The following is a 19,478-nucleotide window of genomic DNA, read 5'->3' as shown; positions in this document are numbered from 1 at the left end:
AAGTACTTTTAAAAGTATCAAATTCATTTTCCTGAAGATGAAAAATTAAAACGTATTCAAGGAAGCGTAGAATGCAGATCAAATCTTCTGACTCCAAAACTTTATTATCTTCTTCTCATGACCTGCTCGAAGAAATGGGTTTATGGAAACCGCTTAAACCAACGCTACACCCGACTCCCAACCTTGATTTTGAAGATGAACCGACAGCGCGTGCCGTATTACGTGATTATTTCCTAAATACCTTTGACACCTATGAGCAACTGTTTGACTGCCTGAAAAATGAAGAAGCCTTTTATGTCAAACCGATTGCCTTACGTCATCCGCTGATCTTTTATTTTGGTCATACTGCCACTTTTTTTATCAATAAGCTGTTGCTGGCTCAACTGATCCCGGAACGTTTGAATCCGCATCTGGAAAGTATCTTCGCGATTGGTGTAGATGAAATGAGCTGGGATGATCTGGATGAACAGAACTATCACTGGCCTAGCATTCAGGCGGTACGTGATTACCGGCATCAGGTACGTGCCCTGGTCTTGAAAGTGATAGAACATGCGCCGCTACAACTTCCACTAAACTGGCACAATCCCTGGTGGACCATCATCATGGGCATTGAGCATGAACGGATTCATCTGGAAACGTCTTCGGTTTTAATCCGCCAGCATCAGTTACGTTATGTACAAAATCATCCGCAGTGGCGTGCCAATGTCATTACCGGTATTGCACCTGAAAATAGTCTGGTAAAGGTACCGGCAGGTCAGGTCAATTTACATAAAAATTTTGAACATGCTTTTTATGGCTGGGACAATGAATACGGCCACCATCATGCCGAAATTGCAGAATTCGAAGCCTCCAAATATCTGGTATCCAATCAGGAGTTTTTAGCCTTTGTAGAAGCAGAAGGTTATCAGACAGCTGACTACTGGACTGAAGAAGGCCAGCAATGGTTGGCATTTTCTCAAGCCACACATCCTACCTTCTGGGTCAAAACGGAACTGGGTTGGTCATTAAGATTGATGCTGGAAGAAGTTCCGATGCCTTGGGACTGGCCAGTCGAAGTGAATTATCATGAAGCCAAGGCTTTCTGTAACTGGAAATCAGCACAGACCGGAGAATCCATTCGTCTGCCAACTGAAGATGAATGGTATCGACTATATGCAGTTTCAGGACTGGATCCCAAATTGCCAAGTCCTGAGCAAGCCAATATTGAATTAAAATATGGCCCTAGCTCTTGTCCGGTGGATCATTTTCAGCATGGCGATTTTTATGATGTTCAGGGCAATGTCTGGCAATGGACCGAGACCCCGATTTATCCTTTCGAAGGCTTTCAGGTCCATCCCTTCTACGATGATTTTAGTACCCCTACTTTTGATGGCCAACATCATCTAATTAAAGGCGGTTCCTGGATTTCAGCCGGTAATGAAGCCCTGCACAGTTCACGCTATGCATTCCGGCGACATTTTTTCCAGCATGCCGGTTTTCGCTATGTTGCCGCGGAAGAGACATCACCGCAGTTTCACTCGCAATATGAAAGTGATCAGCTGATTTCCCAATATCTGGAATTCCAGTATGGAGCAGAATATTTTGCTGTTCCAAACTTTGCCCAAAGCCTGATTCAATTAGCTCGTCCTTATTTTCAAAACATTCCGTGTCATAAAGCGCTGGATATCGGGTGTGCAACCGGACGCGCCAGCTTTGAACTGGCCCAAGATTTTGATCAGGTCACCGGTCTAGATTTTTCAGCCCGTTTTATTCAGCAAGGTGTGGTGCTGGCGCAAGGAGAGACCCTGCGCTATAGCATTCCTGTTGAAGGTGAACTGGTGGAATATAAATCCTGCTCACTGGCAGAACTTGGACTTGAACAGGTTGCCAATAAGGTCGAGTTTTATCAGGGCGATGCCTGCAACCTGAAACCGCAGCTTAAAGATTATGATTTTATTCTGGCAGCTAACCTGATTGATCGTCTGCATCATCCTAAAGCTTTTCTGAGTGAGATTCATAATCGCCTGAATATAGGCGGCATTTTGATGCTGGCCTCGCCTTATACCTGGCTGGAAGAACATACAGCACGCAGTGAATGGATCGGCGGATTTAAGCAGGCGGGAGAAAACCTGAGTACCTTAGAGGGCATCAAAGCTTTACTCAGCCCACATTTTGAAATGCTGGACGAACCTGTGGATATGCCTTTTGTGATCCGGGAAACAGCGCGTAAATATCAACATACCCTGTCCCAAGTAACTTTATGGAAACGGATACAGTAATGCCCCAAATGAAAAAAGCCAATCAGTTGATTGGCTTTTTGTTCACTACTCAATTCCGCTAGTGGCATCCTCATGCAGAGATTCATTGAGCTGATCCACCACAATGGCCCATTCTCCATCTGAAGCAATTTTTTCAGCCAAGAACTGGCGCTGCGCATCTGACCAGTACGGCGCCTCCATCAGGTTCACATCTTTGGGTAATTGATGCTCATGAATAAATTGGGCAATCCCTTCTGCACTTGAATCCAGACCTAACTGTGCAAATAAATGAGTCATACGCGGTCTAACTTGGGTCATTTTCATTACCTCAGCGCTTGCTATCGTTATTGTCGACTTGCTTTATTTGTTCTAAGCATAGCATGTTTATTCAGCAACGGGCATGTCAAAAAGTACCCTCTTCTGCTTATAAAAAAGCACAACCGAAGTTGTGCCTGATTAAATCGAACGAACTGCTTAAATCGACCAGTCCTGAATTTCCCAGCCCTGTTCTTTGGCCAGTGCTTCCAGACGATCATCCGGATTCACAGCAATGGCATGATCTGCATGTTCCAGCAGAAAACGGTCATTGATTGAATCTGAATATGCCCAAGACTCGGTCACGTCACGACCTGCCAGCCATTGTTCCAGACGGGTCAGTTTACCTTGCTGATAGCAGGCAATATTGGTCACCTTACCCGTATATTTACCGTCAATGACTTCAGCATTGGTGGCAATAATTTCAGTAATGCCAAACTCACGGAAGATCGGTGCGGTAATAAAGTCCGAGGTTGCAGTAATGCCGACAATGTCATGTCCCGCATCTTTATGGCGCTGAATCGCTTTAAAACCTTCCGGACGCATCTGTGGGCGAATGACTTTTTGCATGAACAGTTGATGTAATTCGGTCAGATAATCATGGTCATGTTGGGTCAAAAACTGGAACACAAATTCATTATAGGCATAGGGATCCAGTTGACCCTTTTTATAGTCCTCATAGAACTTGTCATTCATGGCGCGGTGATGAACGGGATCCACCAGACCTTCATTGACCAGGAATTCCCCCCAGGAATGATCCGAATCGGTGTTTAACAGGGTGTGATCGAGATCAAATAGCGCCAATTTCATGAAAATACTCGTAAAAACTGAAATTTAAGAAAAAAATTGTAAATCTATCTCCGCTAGTCGATAGAAATTCGTTAAGATCATAGCAATTTTAACATTTTTAAACTTTGCTTTTTTTCGAGTTGGATAAAGAAATAATATTCCCCGAAAGCAAAGGCATAAATTAAACAATTTTAGGTAGCCAAATGATCGACTCAGAAGGTTTCCGACCGAATGTCGGGATCATTTTGGCAAACGATGCTGGACAGGTTTTATGGGCAAAACGCATTGGTCATAATGCATGGCAATTTCCACAAGGAGGTATCCAATATGGAGAAACCCCTGAGCAGGCACTTTATCGTGAGCTGAGAGAAGAAGTTGGCTTACTGCCTGAACACGTCCAGATTATCGCGCAGACCAAAGGATGGTTGCGTTATCGTTTGCCGTATCGATACATTCGCACGGATTCAGATCCGGTATGTATCGGTCAAAAACAGAAGTGGTTTTTACTCAAACTGACGGCGCCCGTACAGAACATTCAACTTGATCTGTCCGATCCGCCCGAATTTGATCAATGGCAATGGGTCAGTTACTGGTATCCATTAGGCCAAGTGGTGAATTTTAAACGCGATGTTTATCGCAAGGCCATGATTGAACTCTGTCAGCAATTACCACAACAAAAACCTTAAAAAAAATCGCGTGCATGTGCAGATTTTTTGCTCGGCTATTGTTATAAATAAACTAAATTACCGGACTTCTAAAAAAATACGGAGCAGCTCCTATGTCGAATATGCAACTGGATACCCTGAGACGCATTGTCCAAGAGATTAATGCGTCTACCAGTTTGCATGAATCACTCGATATTATGGTCAATCAGGTCGCTGAGGCCATGCATGTGGATGTTTGCTCCATTTATCTGCTCGATGAACGCAACCAGCGTTATCTGTTAATGGCATCTAAAGGCCTGAAGCCTGAAGCTGTCGGTCATGTTTCTCTACATACCGGTGAAGGCCTGGTTGGTCTGGTGGGTCAACGAGAGGAAATCGTTAACCTCGACAATGCCCCTAAGCATGATCGTTTTCTGTATTTACCGGAAACGGGCGAAGAAATTTATAATTCCTTTCTGGGCGTTCCGGTCATGTATCGCCGTAAGGTCATGGGCGTACTGGTTGTCCAAAATAAAGAATCCCAAGATTTTAGTGAAGCGGCTGAATCGTTCCTGGTTACGCTATGTGCCCAGCTTTCGGGCGTAATCGCTCACGCCCATGCAGTCGGCAATATTGATGTATTCCGCAAGCCAAATAATTTACCGGCATATAAAACCTTCCAGGGTGTATCCGGTTCTGGCGGTATCGCACTCGGCCGCGCCATTGTGCTTTATCCACCTGCAGATCTGGGTGCCGTTCCGGATCGTGAAGCAGATGATATTAGCGAAGAACTGGCTTTACTGGATAATGCCTTAAATTCGGTACGTGAAGAAATTCAGTTCCTGGATGACAAAATGCAGGATGCGCTGATGGCCGAAGAACGCGCCTTGTTCAGTGTGTTCCTGCGTATGCTGGATGAAAATGCTTTGCCATCGGAAATTAAAGCCTTGATTCGTGATGGTCACTGGGCGCAAGGTGCAGTTCGCATCGTGATTGATAACCATGTCGCGCAGTTTGCGCAGATGGAAGATGATTACCTGCGTGAACGTGTCGCTGATCTGAAAGATCTAGGGCGCCGTATTCTGGCCAAATTACAGGAAGCTGATGAAAGCCATCGCGAACTGACGGATGAAAGCATCCTGATTGGTGAAGAAATTTCAACAGCTGCGCTGGTGGAATTACCTGTCGATAAGATTGCAGCAATTGTCACCACTGAAGGTGCCATGAATTCACACATGGTGATTGTGGCACGCGCGCTGGGTATTCCGACTGTCGTGGGTGTGACCGAACTGCCAATCAACACCTTGGATGACGTCGAGATGATTGTCGATGCACATCAGGGCCGCATCTTTATTAATCCACCACGCCGTTTGCGTACCCGTTATAAAGAGATTCAGAAAGAAGAAGAACAGATTGCCAAAGATCTACGTCAATACGAGACCAAAGATGCAATTACACCGGATGGGACTGCTGTACGTCTGTTTGTAAATACCGGCTTGATGATTGACGTGGTTCGTGGTGTACAGCGTGGTGCCAAAGGTGTTGGCCTGTACCGTTCTGAAATTCCCTTCATGTTGCGTGACCGCTTCCCGGGTGAAGAGGAACAACGTGCCATTTACCGGCAGCAGCTCAGTCACTTTGCCAATAAACCGGTGGTGATGCGAACACTGGATATTGGTGCAGACAAAGACCTGCCATATTTCTCGATTGAGGAAGAAAATTCAGCATTGGGCTGGCGCGGTATCCGTTTCACGCTGGATCATCCTGAAATCTTCTCTTCTCAGATTCGTGCCATGCTAAAAGCCAGTATCGGCCTGAATAATCTGCATATCCTGTTGCCAATGGTCACCAGCGTCAGTGAAGTTGAAGAAGCACTGTATCTGTTAGAACGTGATCATCATGCCGTTCAGGAAGAAGAACAGGTCAAAATTACCAAGCCGCAAATCGGGATTATGGTGGAAGTACCAAGCGTACTGCATCAGATTGATGAGTTTTCTGAACTGGTCGATTTCTTTTCGGTCGGTTCTAACGATTTGACTCAATATTTACTTGCCGTAGACCGGAATAATCCGCGTGTGGCCAACGTTTATTCACATTTGCACCCAGCCATTCTGCGCGCCCTGACCCGCTTGGTAGAAGACTGTCACCGTAATAACAAACCGATCAGTATCTGTGGTGAAATGGCTGGTGATCCTCTATCGGCCGTACTATTAATGGCCATGGGATTCAATACCCTGTCCATGAGTTCCAGTAATATATTGAGAGTCCGAAAAACGATCTGTCATGTACCGATGCCTGATGCACAGGAATTACTCAAACATGTACTAAAACTGGACAATCCACTCATGGTAAAAAGCTGGATGGAGCATTATTTTAGAACACATGGTTTAGGAGATATGGTGAAATCCACCACCCGTATGGTCAGCGCTTAAGGAGGAACTTTTCCAGGTTCCTCTGCATCAGTCGAGGTACTTATGGAATTTGTGCTTATCCTGCTTATGCTAGCTGCAGCGTTTTATTTTATTATTGTTGCACCAGCCTTACGTTCACAAAAATCCAGATATACATCTTCTCGTGATCGTAATAATGTCAGCTCGAGTCACCAGTATATCCGTGAAACTGAACGTCCTAAAGCCTGTCCCTTATGGGGAATTGAAATTTCTCGTACCCAGCAATGGCGTTTAGGCAAGAATGATCCATCGGTCATTGCGGCGAAACTGTATCGGCAACAGCTAGGAGAATTTGCCAGTTTTCAGCAGACCCGGCCTATGGCTGATGCTGATCCAAATAGATCTTCGAGTTCTGCGACCCTGCCCCGTTTTTTTCAAAATATGTTTCCCGAAGAAGCTTCTTCAACTACCCGACAAAACTCACCGCATTCTTCGAAAAGAAATTCATCTTTTAACTATACTCCACAGAATCCCTTAAAATCAGCTCCCGTCCAGAACAGATCCACTTCTTCCTGGCCGCCCTAAGCTGCCCATAAAAAAGGGCGATCATCTTGTTGATATCGCCCTTGTTTGTGCTTGGTATAACCACGTTTTGCATTTTTCTTCCGATCTACAAAAACCTGGCTTTTATTGACTTCATGCATATGTTTGGCCACGAAGTTTGGCATGACTGCCTCTACAGCTTTTTTCTTTGCCATCTTGCTCTCTGTTTAATTTGGGCTAAGGAAATGATCCGCTCGGGATGTGAAATGATTATAAGGGCGACTGGCCAATTTTCAAGCAGATCAGCACTTAAATATTTTCCAGAAAATAGATAATTTGGTAGATATTCTTGCTGTAAAAATCAGAAAATTGTGAGCAAGAGAATGCTGATTTAACTACCTGTTTAATCTTTATATTTTAATCTTAAATCTAGCTACTTTAAAAATATTTATATAATTAATAACTTACTCAACAATTTATAAAAAATAAAAGAAATATTGAAGCATTTTTCTGACTTAGAGAAGACATCTTAAATTCTGATTTTCTTATTTAATCATTTTAAACTGAGTGAAAAATTTGCATATTTTAACATTGTCACATTTCTAGAAATATCTTATGTTCAAATTAGATTATTTATTTTCAATGACTTAATTTTTATTCATTTAGGCAGTATTTTCTGAAGTTACAGAAAAACCAAACTTATTGCCAAAACACCCAATTCAACAACTCACTTAATTAAAAATCTGTTGGAAATAAAGCCCCTAATGTTATTCCTGCGCTTATAGATGATTTTTTTGAATGCTGGAATAACGAATAAAATTCTCAACGCTTGGAGAGAAATATGAGCCAAGATATGAAAAAGTGCCCTGTCACCCATCTGACTACTGAAGCTGGCGCACCTGTAGTCGACAACCAGAACAGTATGACGGCAGGTAGCCGCGGCCCATTGCTGGCCCAAGACTTATGGCTGAATGAAAAACTGGCTAACTTTGTTCGCGAAGTGATTCCTGAGCGCCGTATGCACGCAAAAGGTTCAGGTGCATTTGGTACCTTTACCGTAACCAATGACATTACCGAATATACCCGTGCAAAAATTTTCTCGGAAGTCGGTAAAAAAACTGAACTCTTTGCCCGTTTCTCAACCGTCGCTGGTGAACGCGGTGCAGCTGATGCAGAACGTGATATTCGTGGTTTTGCCCTGAAGTTCTATACTGAAGAAGGTAACTGGGACCTAGTCGGTAACAATACACCGGTATTCTTCCTGCGTGATCCACGTAAATTTCCTGACTTAAACAAAGCAGTAAAACGTGATCCGAAAACCAATAAACGTAGCGCCACCAATAACTGGGATTTCTGGACTTTATTGCCGGAAGCACTACATCAAGTTACCATCGTAATGTCGGATCGTGGGATTCCAGCCGGCTATCGTCATATGCACGGTTTCGGCAGTCATACCTACAGTTTTATCAATGCCCAAAATGAACGCTTCTGGGTAAAATTCCACATGCGTACCCAGCAAGGTATCAAGAATCTGACTGATGCTGAGGCAGCAGAGCTAATCGCTAAAGACCGTGAAAGCAGCCAGACTGACCTATTTGATGCAATCGAACGTGGCGACTATCCAAAATGGAAAATGTACGTTCAGATCATGCCTGAAACCGATGCCGAGAAAGTGCCTTATCACCCGTTTGACCTGACCAAAGTCTGGCCGAAAGGTGATTATCCACTGATTGAAGTAGGTGAATTTGAGCTGAACCGTAATCCGGAAAACTATTTCCAGGACGTAGAACAGGCTGCTTTTGCTCCAAGTAATCTGGTGCCAGGTATTAGTTACTCACCGGATCGTATGCTACAGGCACGCTTAGTCAACTATGCTGATGCTGCTCGTTATCGCGTGGGCGTGAATCATGCCCAGATTCCGGTCAATGCCGCACGTTGCCCAGTACATTCAAATCACCGTGATGGTTTAGGGCGTATGGATGGTAACTATGGTTCATTGCCGCATTATGAACCGAACAGTTTCAGCCAGTGGCAGGAACAGCCAGAATTCAGAGAGCCACCACTCAAAATCACGGGTGATGCAGATTTCTGGGATTATCGCAAAGATGATAATGACTACTTCAGTCAGCCACGTGCCCTGTTCAACCTGATGAATGATGAGCAGAAACAGGCTCTATTTAATAATACCGCAGCCGCAATGGGTGATGCGCTTGATTTCATTAAGTACCGTCATATCCGTAACTGTTATGCCTGTGATCCAGCCTATGGTGAAGGTGTTGCCCAAGCTCTTGGGATGAGCGTAGCTGATGCCCAGATGGCTCGCGCAACTGATCCAGCCAAAGGCTTACCAAGCTTTCTCTAAGTTTTTCGGCTTGATTTGAGCAAATAAAAAAACCACCCGAGGGTGGTTTTTTATGGATATTAAATTAAAGCATCAGGAATATGAATGGCATTTCAATTTAAGCGGCTTCACGTTGATGTTTAACATCATAACGGTCAGCGTTCATGACTTTGGTCCAGGCTTTGATAAAGTCACGTACAAATTTTTCCTTATTGTCATCCTGAGCATAAACTTCAGAATAGGCACGTAAAATTGAGTTGGAACCAAAGACCAGATCGACACGGGTTGCAGTCCATTTCAGGTCATGTGTTTGACGGTCACGGATTTCATAAAGGTTTTCTTCTACCGGCACCCAGACATTATTCATATCCATCAGGTTCACAAAGAAATCATTGCTCAATACACCGACCCGATCAGTCAGTACGCCATGCTTGCTTCCACCATGATTGGCACCTGTACCCTTCAGCATAGGATTTAATCCCATAGAAATGAGAGTTCCTCTCTATGCTAGCTAACGACTCAATCGTTATACAGGAATGACCTGAAGCCCTTAGACAATAATCCGCTTGCCTTCACGAATACAGTAAAACGGGTTAATCAGCTTGGAGGAATGCTGGATAATATGCTGCAATTCATTTTCAGGCTGGTCACGTGCTTCATCGGTGAGCTGGAACGTTCGATAATGAATTGCCATTGAACACCGTGCCATTAAGTCCTGATGGGCATGGAAAGCATCTTCCGGATTCATATGAATATTGCGCATCAATTCACGTGGTTCATAGGCACCGATCGGTAACAGCGCAATTCGTGGTGGCCCGAGGCGTTTTCGAATTTCCTTGAAATGCGGCGCATAGCCGCTATCCCCGGCAAAATAGCAATGATCCTTGCCATTCAATAAAGAAAAACCACCCCATAATGCACAGTTCTGATCACGCATTCCGCGCCCTGAAGCGTGCTGTGCTGGCGAATAGACAATCTGAATATCTTCAAAAAATGCGTTTTCCCACCAGTCCATTTCAATGACATTATAGTCTTTAGGCAGGTACCAGCCATTGCCCAGACCGGTATAGATCGGCATTTGATAGGTCTGATGCAACCAGGCCAAGGTCGCCAGATCCATATGATCATAATGGTTATGGCTGAGCAATACGGCATCAATATGCGGCAGCTCATCCAGGGCAATGCCAGCAGGAATAACGCGCTGTGGCCCTCGGGATGCAGAAGGACTGGCATATTCACACCAGACCGGATCAGTCAGAAAATTATACGGCCCGATCTGGATCAGGGCGGTGGCATGCCCAATAAACCAGATTTGCCAGTCATCTAAAGTGGCTTCTGGCCGATTTTGTGGCAAGGCACGCGGACGTGAAAAAAACTCGGCACGTTCCTGTTCCAGATTCACTTCCCAGGTGCTGGATTTTCTGGTGAATAACCATTTATACAAGTCAAAGCGACTCTGCTCGAGCGAATGATGCTCCAGATTCTTAAACCGCTCACCATCAAAATGATCGGAATGTAGATAATCAAATACCGGCTTGGACCAGAGATGTTTCCAACTGGACTCAGTCTCAAGCTGAAATTTTTTAGTCTTGAAAAGATCTTGCATAAATATCCACTATTTATTATTTGTTATATGCAAGACAGCATCCACCTGGAATTTTCAAACGGAGCATCTCTTTAAATCGCATACAAACTTATATACTTCGGTATTCCAGCATAGTATGAAATACGTGCCTAAGATTCATTTATGTTTTTGTTATTTTTAGCAAAACATCGAGCCCATGGAAAGACTAAAACCGATGAAAAGCTTCTAAAAAAATGAATACTCGAGATCAAGTTTGTGCCCATTCTGCTTTCTAAAAAGACTGGAGAATGATCGATATTCATCCGATAATTCCCACTCCATACCTGACTGTACATGACTTCATGACCTAAATTTTTATCCCGTATTCATGTAATCACGCTTGATGCCCTTCTGACTATCCGACGAAAGTTATCTACTGAAATCTTCACTTCCTTAAATACGACCTTGAGTCCGTTCCAGCCATACCGCTTTGGTTTGAGGTTTCACAAACAGGGTAATAATTTCCGGGTGTAGCTGTTTGATCTGTGCTTCAATCCGGTTAACGCACGCTTCGATTTCATCGGAAGTCAGGTCATCTTTGAATTCCAGACTTAAGGAGGCAATCACCTGATGCGCGCCCATTTGCTCGGTTAATACACCATTGGCGCTATAGACCGCAGCATCCTGCTGGGCAATGTTAAGTACATTTTCACGCAGTCTAGGATCTGCTGTTTCACCCAGCAATAGACCTTTGGTTTCACGTGCCAGTAACCAGGCCGATACCGCCAACACGACACCAATCAAAATAGAGGCAGCACCATCCAGCTCAGGGATATTCAGTTGATGAGCCAGGAAAATCCCGATCAGGGCAATAAAAAGCCCCACTAGCGCAGCAGTATCTTCAAATAATACGGTAAAGGTAGTCGGATCTTTACTGCGTCTAAAAGCTTCGAAATAGCCCATCTTCCCTTTCATTTTACGGAAGGTTCTTAAAGCCACTGTCCAGGAGAATCCTTCACACAGAATCGCAATACCCAGCACGATATAGTTGATCATCGGATCCTGCATTTCTTCAGGATGAATGATGTGCAGGATACCTTGATAGATGGATACAATCGCACCCAGTGCAAAGACCATCAAGGCCACAATAAAGGCCCAGAAATACAGTTCACGGCCATAGCCAAAAGGATGGTGGGCATCTGGACGCTGCTCTGCCTTTTTCATGCCGTACAGCAACAGAATTTCATTCAGGGTATCGACCACCGAGTGAATCGCTTCACTCAGCATCGCAGAACTATTGGTAATATAGGCTGCGACGAATTTAACCAGCGCAATAGCCAAGTTACCAAATAACGCTGCATAGACCACAATTTTATTAGATTCAGATGACATTCAAAGTTGTCCTAGTTTTTCCTCAAACAGATGGATCTATTTGATTTTTCATTTTATCTGTTTGCATCTTAATAAACTGCTGCGATAAATTGTTTATTGTTTTGTTGTTCTCATTTTTAATCGGAATCTTCATGCCTGTGATTGTCCCTACTTCTGCCGATCAGCATCCTCAGCTCCTAGAATTGTGGGAGAAGTCCGTCCGGGCTTCTCATCATTTCCTGAATGACGAGAAAATCCTGAAGATTCGCCAGCAGATTATTCAGCATAGTTATTTTGATCAGGTGCAACTGTTCCATGTGGAACATCAGCAGCAGGTTCTGGGCTTTATGGGCATTGCCGGCCATAAACTGGAAATGCTGTTTATCTCCTCTGATGCTTTCCGGCAAGGCATTGGCAGTCAGTTATTGCAATATGCACTTGAGCTGGGTGTGACTGAAGTGGAGGTGAATGAGCAGAACCCTGATGCGACTGCTTTCTATTTAAAACATGGTTTTGAGATCATCAGACGCTCAGAAACCGATAGCGAAGGTAATCCCTACCCGATTCTGCATCTACAATTGAAAAACTAGAAAGGAAGCCAAAGCTTCCTTTTAGGTCTAAATTTAACTCGAACAATCTATTTTAAGATTTAGAAAAATACTGCTCGCGCCATTCTTTCCAGAAGTACATCACGATCCCGAACATCACCACGGCAATTCCGGCAAAGGCATGACTGCTGATCACTTCGTTATTCAGGGTTGCACCGAGAATCAGGGCAATGATTGGCGTCATCACATTGCTGAGGGATACGGTGGATGCGGCCAGACGGCGAATCAGCCAGAAATAGCACAGCATCGCCACAATCGAAGACAGGATCATGGTAAAACCAAAGCCGAACAGTGCCTGCATACTTGGCATTTGTGTTGGGAAAGATTGCCGGATAAAAGGAATGATTAGTAATGATCCCAATGAGGAAACAATCAAAGAACCGGTGGCTTGGGACATCGGTTTTAAAGGAGCATTGATCTGCTTCACCCAGAAAATCGAGCTAATATAAGACACCATGCTAATCAGCATCAGTACTACACCCCACGGATTCACCTTACTATCTGCTGACTCCGCAAAGACAAAACTTAAACCACCGACTGCCACAGCCATACCAGCCCATTGCAGCCAAATCAGACGATTGGTTTTCAGGATGACATGCCCGATCAGACCTGCAACTAGTGGTGAGAAACCAAAAATTAAAGCCATTAAACCTGAAGTTAAATAGTTCGCAGCCAGATAGATAAATAACTGCGCACCAATGAGGTTCAGACTACCTGCTACATAGCTCATCATGGAGGTTCGATCAAATGGCAATGGATTACGCATGGCAGCCAAGATCACCAAAGCCAGCACAGAAGCACCGAAATAACGAATGATCAGCACCCACATCGGATGAACTTCTGCAACGCTCCAGACAATCGCCAGTGGCGTCGCTGCCCAGATCAGCACCAGCAAGGCATAAATACTTGCCGTCACCAGCATGGGAGATGAATTTGAATTCATAAAAGACTCAATTAAATTTTAATCAGAAAGAATTGAACTAACTTCTCGCTCAAATCCACAATCAACAATACTGATGGCGGCAGGGATGCCGCCGCTAAACTGGGATATAGGGATATATCCTTAAATCATCAAAAGATTTTTGTTTTGCGAAGTCATACTTCTCATCACCTTTGAAAAGTAAGAATCACTTACTCAAAAAATACCCATTCATAATGTAATTAGCGACAGTAATTTTACTAAAACAATAGCCATAAAAAAGCAGACCCAAGTTGCCTAAGGTCTGCCCTTTTGTAAACTTATCAATAAAGCAAATTATTTCACAAGTTTACGAAGATCCTGGCTTAGATCTAAATATTTATCTGCTTCAAACGCTGCATTCTTGCTGATCAGCTTTTTCAGGTGACGCATTTCTTTTGCCGCATTTACAGTAATACCGCCAACAATAACGCCATCAGTCACCCCAAACATCACGAATGATGAGTCAGCGCGAAGCTCTGGATTGATTTCACCACGAACTTGCCATTCAGCAGCCGCCATATCACCTACGAACTGGTAATTGATATCCAACTGATCTGTCCAGAACCAAGCTGGATTTGGAGTCGGATGTTCAACGCCCATCACATGGCGCGCAAAGATCCCTGCTTGCAGATTGGCATTTTCCCAGGTTTCGACACGACGATGGTTACCACATTTACGAAGTTGAGTTGCTACATCACCCGCTGCATAAATATCTGCATTTGAAGTCTGGCAGTTTTCATTCACTTTAATCGCGAAATCAACATCAAGACCTGCTTCAACTGCCAATTGTGCATTTGGCACGATACCAATACCATAAACTACAGCATCAGCGCGAAGCTCTTCACCACCTTCAAGGGTAATCACAACTTCTTCACCGTCAAGTTTGCAATCTACAATCTTGGTTTCCAGGCGAACGTCGATACCAGCCAAACGTTGTTGTTCAAGCAGGAACTCGCTCAGAATACGTGGCGAACAGCGACCCATGACCATAGGACCCATTTCGATCACAGTTACCTGACACTCTTTGAAACGTGCAGAAGAAGCCAGTTCCAGACCAATCACACCACCGCCGATCAAGACAATACGACGGCCTGATTGCAATACAGGCACCAGTGCCTGTGAATCTTCCAGGTTACGCAGCGTATAAACGTGTTTGCCCAACGCATCGAAGTTTGGCAGACGACGTGCTGCGCCGCCTGTAGCAAGCAACAGTTTGTCATAAGCAACAACGTCACCATTTTGAAGTTCAACCGTTTTCGCTTCAGCGTTGATTTTTTTCACGCCATTGCCACGAATGGTTTCTACACCAAGTTCCGCCAGTTTTTCTTCTGACAAAATTTCAATCTTGGTTTCTTCAGGTTTTAGAATCACGTCTTTAGACAGTGGTGGACGCTCATAAGGAAGATGCGTTTCATCACCGATCAGAATGATTTTACCTTCGTATTTGTTGCCACGAAGTTCTAAAATCGCGCTTGCACCTGCCTGGCCAGCACCTACAATTACGATGGTTTCGATGTTGCTCATGTCTTTAACCTTTTAACTCTGCAGATACGATGCCGAAGCCCGCAATCCATTCACTGATTTCTTCATAACAGTGCGTTGTCATTTCGTACTCGCCCATTTCGCTTAAAGCAGCAAATGCCGCCATCCACGAACGAACTTCCTGACCACCACGGCCACCATCACGGCGGATTTCAGCTTCAGTCATGGCTTCCAGTGCAGCGAAGTCAGCATTCTTGAATTTTTCAAGCAATGTGATATCCCATTCAGCATTCAGAGGAACTGCAACAGAGGTGTCGCCTGCTGCCAGTCTCTGGCCCACAGCAATGATTTTTGACTGACGCGCGTTACGTGCTTCAGGTGTCGGGTTACGACCTGCAATCAGGAACTCTTCCACTTCTGGAGGTACAGAACCCATTTGTGGAGTTGGTGGATCGTGTGACAGACCACCTGTACCCAGAACAAGTACACGCTCATTTTCAAGGTTCAGAGATTTGATGAACTGACCTACAGCACGGCCTAAAGCGATGGTACGCTTGGTGGTTGGCATCGGTGCTGCAGCGCCATTAATGAAAATTGGAATCGTTGGATAACGATCAAGTTTGCCGTCGCACAGGAAGTGCAATGGCTGAGTCACACCATGGTCAGCTTGCATACGGTAAGAATACGCAACGTCCACACCTTCATCGAGTACACGACGGACCAAGCCCAGTGCTTTGTCTTCTGGTACATCAATGTGTGCATTGTCTTTACCATAGTCCCAGTCACCTGCAGCAGTCGCGCGAATGCCCACACAGAAGCTTGGCATCAGGTCATAGAAAAAACCATTGAAATGGTCAGGACCAAAGGTAATGATCAGGGTTGGGTCGTAAGCTTTTACTTCAGCAGACAGTTTTTCAAACGCTTCGCGAACGGCCTGTTCTTTGCGTTTTTCCTGCGGCGAAGCAAATTCCATTAAAGGACTGTGCGATGCACAAATAAGTTTAACGGCCATGAGAGACTCCTTAAAAGGAAGGCAGCCAAGAACAGGCTGCCGAAAAGTCCATTTCAGACTAGATTTTTATTCGTCAAAGAAACCGGCACGTGGCTGACGTAAGCCGCGAATACCCAGACCGCATTCTGCATTGATCAGAACACCAGTCAAAGGACGGTTATTTTGACGAGATGCCAAGAGCACATATGAACCTGTCATATCTTCTGGCTCAGGTAAGAAATTCAGTGGCATGCCACGTGCGATTTTCTCAGGATCACGTGCATCGAGCAGGCCAAGATTTTCTTGACCTAAAGATGCAGCACCTTTGATGTTCACATTCATACCTGATGGCGCAACGGCATTGACTCGTACTTTAGGTGCAAGTTCGTAAGCCAGTTCTTTCATAATGCCTACACCGGCATGTTTCGATGCAGTGTAAACCGGACCGCCACCTGCAGAATACAATGCAGAATTTGACAGTGTGAAAATGATCGAACCTTCAGATTTTACCAACTCATCAAGTGCAGCTTTCGCACCTAAGATCAGAGATTTGGTGTTAATCCCCATAATCTCATCAAAGGCTTTTTCCAGCTGCTCACCTGAAGTATTGACGATATCTGCATAGTGATCCCAGATACCGGCATTACCCACGAAACAGTCGAGTTTACCGTAACGCTCTACAGTCGCTTTAACAGCACGGACGTTGTCTTCATAGCTGGCCACATCACCTGCGATTGCCAGCACGCGGTCACCAAAATGTGCGTTCAGTGCATCGACTTTAGACTGTGAACGTTGAAGAACGGCCACTTGTGCGCCCTCTTCCAGGAAACGTTCTACCAGTGCCCAACCGAGGCCTGAACCACCACCAGTGATCAGTGCAACTTCGCCTTGTAGCCAACCCATGATTACTCTCCTGCCATCTCTACGTATAACGCACCATCTTCAAGTACAACCGGGAATGTTTGAATTGGGTCAGTTGCTGGTAAGCAAAGTGCCTGACCTGTTTTCAAACAGAAACGAGCTGCATGAAGTGGACATTCCACTGTACCGTCGTCTTCAAGGTAGCCTTCAGACATAGAAGCATTACCGTGTGAACAGCGGTCGTTCATTGCGAAGAATTCGCCACCGTTGTTGAATACTGCAAGCGCTTCGATACCGTTTACGCCGCAATCCACTTTTAACGCTTCGCCTTCGTCTAATTCGTCAACTTGGCAAACAAAAATCTTATTCATTAGAAGAACACACTCAGGTTATGTGAGTTATAGGTAACTTGGTCAAGCGTGATCTTACGGTTGAAGATCTGGAAGCCCAGGCCGCCTTCAACTTTGCGGATCTTGTCATGACGTTTACCACAATAAATCGTAACGTCTTTCTCTTTCTGGGTACGGTACAGAAGGTATGTCACGTACACATCGTATTCGCCTTCAACTTCAGTCGGCTCAACAATCACGTTGCTCACCATGTGAGTGGTACGTGATGGAGGCTCTTCAGCCCAAGCCATACCTGTTTCCAGACGAGCAACACGACGTTCCAGAAGATCTTTCGTATCGTTGAATACCCAAGTTGTAGGTGGTTCAACTGAACGACGACGGTCACGCGTTTGAGCGTTTGGTGTAGTACGTAGCGTGTAAGAAATATCTTCAGCCAGCGTGTCTAACCATTCGCGGAATTTCCAGTCATCAAGAAGCTTGGCTTCTTGATATAGGAACTGACTAATTTGGTGATGAAGTTCTAAACTGATTTGACTCATTTCATAAGCTCCTTCTCGTATTCGTCAGCCGCAGCTTCAACGTCTTCCCATTTTTCATGAATCAATAAATCTGCCCAACGGCGGTACATACCACGTGCTGCAGTTTCAGAGAAAATATAGTTAGTGATACCCGGGATACCATCTTCACGTACTTTCTCGTTGCCTTTACCCATTTCCATAATGAGTTTGTTTTGACGTGCTTTGTAACCACGTAAAACTTTTTGGATTTCGATCCAGTTTTCAGAGTCATCTTGCTCTAGGAAACCAGCAGGACCGAAGGCACGAGTTGCAGAACGTTCAAATGCTGCTTGTACATCTTCTGGCGCGTCCGCATCACAGATACAGAATGCCCAAACTTCAGTTTTGTTTGGACCACGTGGGTGCCATACGCGAAGTGTTGCAGTACCGTTCAACCAAGACAATGTAGGGAACATGGTGTTATGACCAGCTAGACGCAGTGCACGAGTTTCACCTAGGCGTTCTTTCACTTCTTCGTAAGTTTCGCGGAAGTAGTTTGCAACTTCACCATCAACCCATACGTTTGCATCTGGTTTCTCTGTGAAGAAGAAGCCTGAACCGTGACCGCGTGAACCGTATTGGATCGCGTCTTTGGCAGTTTCCCAAACTGGACGAGCAGTTTGTGCAGCACCTAATTTCTTAGAAGATTCGTCGTCTGGTTTCGCACCAAGCACCTGAATTGCAGATGCGTGAGAGAACAACGCGTGATATTGGTCAGATGCGAACTGTTCAGCTGCAAATTTCCAGTTACACTCGATTTCCCATTTGTGTACACCACCCACGATCACAGTACCGCCTTCACGACGATCTACTACACCGTCCAGGTACCAAGCGATATCGCCCATGTATTCTTCTAGATCTGGCGTAGTTTCATCCCAGCATCCGAAGATCAGGCCTTTGTATGATTTAACGCGGTTAACTTCTACCAGACCCCATTGCTCTTTACATGCACCATGTGGGTAAGCACGATCTTCAAGCGGAATGTCTTTTAGAGAACCATCAATACCGTATGACCAGCCGTGGTATGGGCAAGTGAACGCACGTGTATTACCACAGTCTGCGAAGCTTACGCGCATAGAACGGTGACGGCATTGGTTTAAGAATGCTTTGATTGAGCCATCTTTTTGGCGTGCCACGATGATTGGATCTTCACCCATGTAGGTATTGAAGAAATCGCCAGCCTTAGGAATTTGGCTTTCATGGCAAAGGAATAACCATGTACGACCGAAGACACGTTCAAGTTCTAATTCGTAAATGTCAGGATCTGTATAGATAGATGGCGTGATACGTCCATTTTGTGCATCGACTAAAGCGTCGATTTCGCGCACATCAATTTTTCCACTCATGAAAAGCTCTCCTGTGACCAGTTATGGCACAAAGTAATAGACTCAACTTTTCAACGATGATGGATTTTAGGGCGGTTTTGGGGAAATATTTTTTTTGTTTCAATTAATAGTTTTAAGCAATTATTCTA

General features: G+C 44.7%; 18 protein-coding genes and 1 pseudogene. 6 read left to right on the top strand and 13 right to left on the bottom strand.

Features of this window, described 5'->3' with window-relative positions; genetic code table 11:
• Nucleotides 1-134 precede the first annotated feature (134 nt).
• Nucleotides 135-2,258, top strand: coding sequence for a 5-histidylcysteine sulfoxide synthase (gene ovoA, locus AC4MBN_RS01680; protein ID WP_491880934.1), 2,124 nt, complete (start codon nucleotides 135-137; stop codon nucleotides 2,256-2,258).
• A 45-nt stretch (nucleotides 2,259-2,303) separates the two neighbouring features.
• Here the strand turns inward: ovoA and AC4MBN_RS01675 are convergent, their stop codons facing one another.
• Both AC4MBN_RS01675 and AC4MBN_RS01670 read right to left on the bottom strand, forming a co-directional pair.
• Nucleotides 2,304-2,555 (bottom strand): DUF2789 domain-containing protein, encoded by a 252-nt coding sequence (locus tag AC4MBN_RS01675; protein WP_005232362.1) that lies wholly within the window; start codon nucleotides 2,553-2,555, stop codon nucleotides 2,304-2,306.
• A gap of 156 nt (nucleotides 2,556-2,711) precedes the next feature.
• Nucleotides 2,712-3,362, bottom strand: coding sequence for an HAD family hydrolase (locus AC4MBN_RS01670; protein WP_419375024.1), 651 nt, complete (start codon nucleotides 3,360-3,362; stop codon nucleotides 2,712-2,714).
• Nucleotides 3,363-3,544: 182 nt separating this feature from the next.
• On the opposite strand from AC4MBN_RS01670, the gene AC4MBN_RS01665 reads away from it, so the two are divergent.
• From AC4MBN_RS01665 to AC4MBN_RS01655, 3 genes are all read left to right on the top strand, one after another.
• Complete coding sequence (locus tag AC4MBN_RS01665; protein ID WP_004781838.1) at nucleotides 3,545-4,027, top strand: RNA pyrophosphohydrolase; 483 nt, start codon at nucleotides 3,545-3,547, stop codon at nucleotides 4,025-4,027.
• Nucleotides 4,028-4,119: 92 nt separating this feature from the next.
• Nucleotides 4,120-6,417, top strand: a complete 2,298-nt coding sequence (ptsP, locus tag AC4MBN_RS01660; RefSeq protein ID WP_323713735.1) for a phosphoenolpyruvate--protein phosphotransferase — start codon at nucleotides 4,120-4,122, stop codon at nucleotides 6,415-6,417.
• A 42-nt stretch (nucleotides 6,418-6,459) separates the two neighbouring features.
• Complete coding sequence (locus tag AC4MBN_RS01655; RefSeq protein ID WP_491880546.1) at nucleotides 6,460-6,960, top strand: hypothetical protein; 501 nt, start codon at nucleotides 6,460-6,462, stop codon at nucleotides 6,958-6,960.
• Here the strand turns inward: AC4MBN_RS01655 and AC4MBN_RS01650 are convergent.
• Nucleotides 6,957-7,133, bottom strand: a complete 177-nt coding sequence (locus AC4MBN_RS01650; RefSeq protein WP_004781833.1) for a DUF7230 family protein — start codon at nucleotides 7,131-7,133, stop codon at nucleotides 6,957-6,959. The genes AC4MBN_RS01655 and AC4MBN_RS01650 overlap by 4 nt on opposite strands.
• A gap of 626 nt (nucleotides 7,134-7,759) precedes the next feature.
• Here AC4MBN_RS01650 and AC4MBN_RS01645 point away from each other — a divergent pair.
• Nucleotides 7,760-9,280 (top strand): catalase, encoded by a 1,521-nt coding sequence (locus tag AC4MBN_RS01645; RefSeq protein ID WP_312209195.1) that lies wholly within the window; start codon nucleotides 7,760-7,762, stop codon nucleotides 9,278-9,280.
• Between the two features lie 97 nt (nucleotides 9,281-9,377).
• On the opposite strand, the pseudogene AC4MBN_RS01640 reads toward AC4MBN_RS01645, so the two are convergent.
• From AC4MBN_RS01640 to AC4MBN_RS01630, 3 genes and pseudogenes are all read right to left on the bottom strand, one after another.
• Nucleotides 9,378-9,713, bottom strand: a pseudogene (locus AC4MBN_RS01640) (catalase-peroxidase 2); the annotation flags it as partial.
• A gap of 96 nt (nucleotides 9,714-9,809) precedes the next feature.
• Nucleotides 9,810-10,865: an MBL fold metallo-hydrolase gene (locus tag AC4MBN_RS01635; protein ID WP_159123646.1), complete on the bottom strand. Its 1,056-nt coding sequence runs from the start codon at nucleotides 10,863-10,865 to the stop codon at nucleotides 9,810-9,812.
• A gap of 411 nt (nucleotides 10,866-11,276) precedes the next feature.
• Complete coding sequence (locus AC4MBN_RS01630; protein WP_034169853.1) at nucleotides 11,277-12,215, bottom strand: cation diffusion facilitator family transporter; 939 nt, start codon at nucleotides 12,213-12,215, stop codon at nucleotides 11,277-11,279.
• 131 nt (nucleotides 12,216-12,346) lie between these two features.
• On the opposite strand from AC4MBN_RS01630, the gene AC4MBN_RS01625 reads away from it, so the two are divergent.
• The gene (locus tag AC4MBN_RS01625) at nucleotides 12,347-12,784 is read left to right on the top strand and encodes a GNAT family N-acetyltransferase (RefSeq protein ID WP_491880545.1); all 438 of its coding nucleotides are present in this window, start codon (nucleotides 12,347-12,349) and stop codon (nucleotides 12,782-12,784) included.
• Nucleotides 12,785-12,836: 52 nt separating this feature from the next.
• On the opposite strand, the gene AC4MBN_RS01620 is transcribed toward AC4MBN_RS01625, so the two are convergent.
• The 7 genes from AC4MBN_RS01620 to hcaE form a co-directional block, all read right to left on the bottom strand.
• A complete protein-coding gene (locus tag AC4MBN_RS01620) occupies nucleotides 12,837-13,745 on the bottom strand; it encodes a DMT family transporter (RefSeq protein ID WP_491880544.1) in 909 nt (302 codons plus the stop codon).
• 312 nt (nucleotides 13,746-14,057) lie between these two features.
• The gene (gene hcaD / locus AC4MBN_RS01615) at nucleotides 14,058-15,287 is read right to left on the bottom strand and encodes a 3-phenylpropionate/cinnamic acid dioxygenase ferredoxin--NAD(+) reductase subunit (protein ID WP_491876218.1); all 1,230 of its coding nucleotides are present in this window, start codon (nucleotides 15,285-15,287) and stop codon (nucleotides 14,058-14,060) included.
• Nucleotides 15,288-15,291: 4 nt separating this feature from the next.
• Entirely contained in the window at nucleotides 15,292-16,257 is a 966-nt protein-coding gene (locus AC4MBN_RS01610) for a 3-carboxyethylcatechol 2,3-dioxygenase (protein ID WP_419363750.1), read from the bottom strand.
• Nucleotides 16,258-16,323: 66 nt separating this feature from the next.
• Nucleotides 16,324-17,139, bottom strand: coding sequence for a 3-phenylpropionate-dihydrodiol/cinnamic acid-dihydrodiol dehydrogenase (gene hcaB / locus AC4MBN_RS01605; RefSeq protein WP_004781818.1), 816 nt, complete (start codon nucleotides 17,137-17,139; stop codon nucleotides 16,324-16,326).
• 2 nt (nucleotides 17,140-17,141) lie between these two features.
• Entirely contained in the window at nucleotides 17,142-17,468 is a 327-nt protein-coding gene (gene hcaC, locus AC4MBN_RS01600; RefSeq protein WP_004781817.1) for a 3-phenylpropionate/cinnamic acid dioxygenase ferredoxin subunit, read from the bottom strand.
• Nucleotides 17,468-17,986, bottom strand: a complete 519-nt coding sequence (gene hcaF, locus AC4MBN_RS01595) for a 3-phenylpropionate/cinnamic acid dioxygenase subunit beta (protein ID WP_004781816.1) — start codon at nucleotides 17,984-17,986, stop codon at nucleotides 17,468-17,470. The genes hcaC and hcaF overlap by 1 nt, the downstream gene beginning before the upstream one ends.
• Complete coding sequence (gene hcaE / locus AC4MBN_RS01590) at nucleotides 17,983-19,350, bottom strand: 3-phenylpropionate/cinnamic acid dioxygenase subunit alpha (protein ID WP_004781815.1); 1,368 nt, start codon at nucleotides 19,348-19,350, stop codon at nucleotides 17,983-17,985. The genes hcaF and hcaE overlap by 4 nt, the downstream gene beginning before the upstream one ends.
• Between the last annotated feature and the right edge of the window lie 128 nt (nucleotides 19,351-19,478).

The organism is Acinetobacter sp. CAU_H_60 (genome assembly GCF_058599385.1).
The sequence above is the reverse complement of the archived record's forward strand: the minus strand, read 5'-3'. Positions and strand labels throughout refer to the sequence as shown.